Below are 2,350 nucleotides of genomic sequence, written 5' to 3'. Positions count from 1 at the left end.
TCCGGGGCGCCGACATGATCGGCTCCCGCACCGAGGCCGAGGCCTACATGCGGATTGCGGCCGAGCGGTACCGGCTCATCCGGACCCACGAATGGAACGACGAGATCATCGAGCGCCTGCGGCGAAAGGTCAGGTAGCCTCGCCGCCCTGTCCGGCCTGGCCGGCCTGCCCGGGAACGGCCCGGATGTCGGTGGCCGTGGCGTTCGGATCGACAGTTTCCGGTTGTACGGCTTCACGCTGCGCGGCTTCAGGTTGTACGGCTTCCGCTTGGACGGTTTCCTGTTGTGCGGCGTCCGCGCCCGAGGCCGTCCGCACGGTGGCAGCCCCGCCGTCGCCGTCTCCGTCGCCAGCCAGCGACAGGTTGCGGCCGGTGGCCGGGTCGAAGATGTGTGCGGCCCGGGCGTCCACCCAGAGCTCGGCATCCTGGCCCTCGGCGATGCGGGTGGCGGCGTCGAGCCTGGCGACGATCGTTTCGCCGCTGGCGCCGCCCGCGCGTCCCGAGTCCTGGGCCAGCTCTTCGAGCTCAGCGGAGCTCACGCCCTTGTCGCGGCCGTGCGTGAAGTAGACGAACACGTCGGAGCCCAGGGACTCGTAGACGTCGATGGTGGCGTGGAAGGTGATCCCGTGCGGGCGGTTGTCCGGCGAGACCAGCGCCGCGTCCTCGAAGTTCTCCGGCCGCAGGCCCACGATGACGTCGCGTCCGGTCCCGGAGCGCTCCACCTCGCGCCGCATCCGGTCGCTGAGCCGGATGTCCCCGAGGGTCGTCCGCAGCATGCCATCCTCGAGCGTGCCGGCCAGGAAGTTCATCGCCGGCGACCCGATGAAGCCGGCCACGAACAGGTTGACCGGCCGGTCGTAGAGTTCCTTCGGGGAGGCCGCCTGCTGCAGCACGCCGGTGCGCATCACCGCGACCCGGTCGCCGAGTGTCAGGGCCTCGGTCTGGTCGTGCGTGACGTAGACCATCGTGGTCCCCAGGCGCCGCTGGAGCCGCGACACCTCGGTACGCGTCTGCACGCGCAGCTTGGCGTCCAGGTTCGACAGGGGCTCGTCCATCAGGAACGCCGCCGGGTCGCGCACGATCGCCCGGCCCATCGCGACCCGCTGCCGCTGCCCGCCGGACAGGTTGGCCGGCCGGCGGTCCAGGAGCTGCGTGAGGTCCAGGATCCTGGCCGCCTCCTCGACCTTTTCCGTGATCGTGGCCTGCGGCGTCTTGGCCAGCTTCAGCGCGAAGCCCATGTTCTCCCGCACGGTCATGTGCGGGTACAGCGCGTAGCTCTGGAAGACCATCGCGATGTCGCGGTCCTTGGGCGACTTTGTGTTCACCACCTGCCCGCCGATGAGCAGCTCACCCGAGGTGATGTCCTCCAGGCCGGCGATCATGTTCAGCGTCGTCGACTTGCCGCAGCCCGACGGGCCGACCAGGATGACGAATTCCCCGTCGGCGATATTCAGGTTGAAGTCGTTGACGGCGAGCGATCCGTCCGGGAAACGCTTGGTGATGTGCTCGAGCACGATTTCGGCCACTTGTCTCTCCTTAACTCCGCTAGCCCTTGACCGCGCCGGACGTCAGCCCGGCTACGATCCGGCGCTGGAAGAACAGCACGAAGATGATGATCGGGATGGTGATGACCACCGCGGCGGCCGCGATCGGGCCGGTCGGAATGGTGAACACCGATCCGCCGCTGAAGTACTGCATGGCGGCCGGCGCCGTCCGGGAGCTGATCGTCGAGGTGAACGAGATCGCCAGCAGGAAGTCATTCCAGCAGGCCAGGAAGACCAGGATCGCCGTGGTGACCATGCCGGGCGCGGCGAGCGGGGCGATGACCTTGACGAACGCCTGGAAGGGGGAGGCACCGTCGACCTTGGCCGCCTTTTCCAGCTCCCAGGGGATCTCACGGAAGAACGCCGACAGCGTGTAGATGCCCAGCGGCAGCCCGAACGCGACGTACGGGATGATCAGGCCCGGCCAGGTGTTGAACAGCCCCAGCGCGCGCTCGATCGTGAACAGCGGGGTCACCAGCGCGATCAGCGGGAACATCGCGATCAGCAGCGCCATCCCGATAAGCACGCTCTTGCCGGGGAACCGGAGCCGCGCGACCGCGTAGGCCGCCATGGCGGCCAGGACCACGGCGATAACCGTGGAGATGATGCCGATGCCGATCGAGTTGGCCAGCGGCCGGAGGAACTGCGAGGAGGTCAGGATCCCGCTGTAGTTCCCCCAGGTCCACTGGGACGGGATGAACGACGGGTCGAGCACGGCCGTGGGCGTCTTGAAGGACAGCGAGACCAGCCAGAGCACCGGGATCAGCGCCAGCGCGATGACGACGAAGTTCGCCGTCGCCCAGCCGGT

General features: G+C 68.4%; 1 protein-coding gene and 2 pseudogenes. 1 reads left to right on the top strand and 2 read right to left on the bottom strand.

The genetic code is table 11. The features are described from left to right. A pseudogene (locus VH969_RS07975) lies at positions 1–137 on the top strand (chromosome partitioning protein ParB); the annotation flags it as partial. 208 nt (positions 138–345) lie between these two features. On the opposite strand, the pseudogene VH969_RS07970 reads toward VH969_RS07975, so the two are convergent. Together VH969_RS07970 and VH969_RS07965 are read right to left on the bottom strand one after the other, a co-directional pair. Beyond that, a pseudogene (locus VH969_RS07970) lies at positions 346–1,524 on the bottom strand (ABC transporter ATP-binding protein); the annotation flags it as partial. A gap of 19 nt (positions 1,525–1,543) precedes the next feature. Continuing rightward, positions 1,544–2,350, bottom strand: an 807-nt coding sequence (locus tag VH969_RS07965) for a carbohydrate ABC transporter permease (RefSeq protein ID WP_331972800.1), incomplete at its 5' end; no start/stop codon positions are given.

It is taken from the genome of Actinophytocola sp. (genome assembly GCF_036555685.1).
In the GTDB taxonomy this organism is placed as follows: Bacteria; Actinomycetota; Actinomycetes; order Mycobacteriales; family Pseudonocardiaceae; genus Actinophytocola.
The sequence above is the reverse complement of the archived record's forward strand: the minus strand, read 5'-3'. Positions and strand labels throughout refer to the sequence as shown.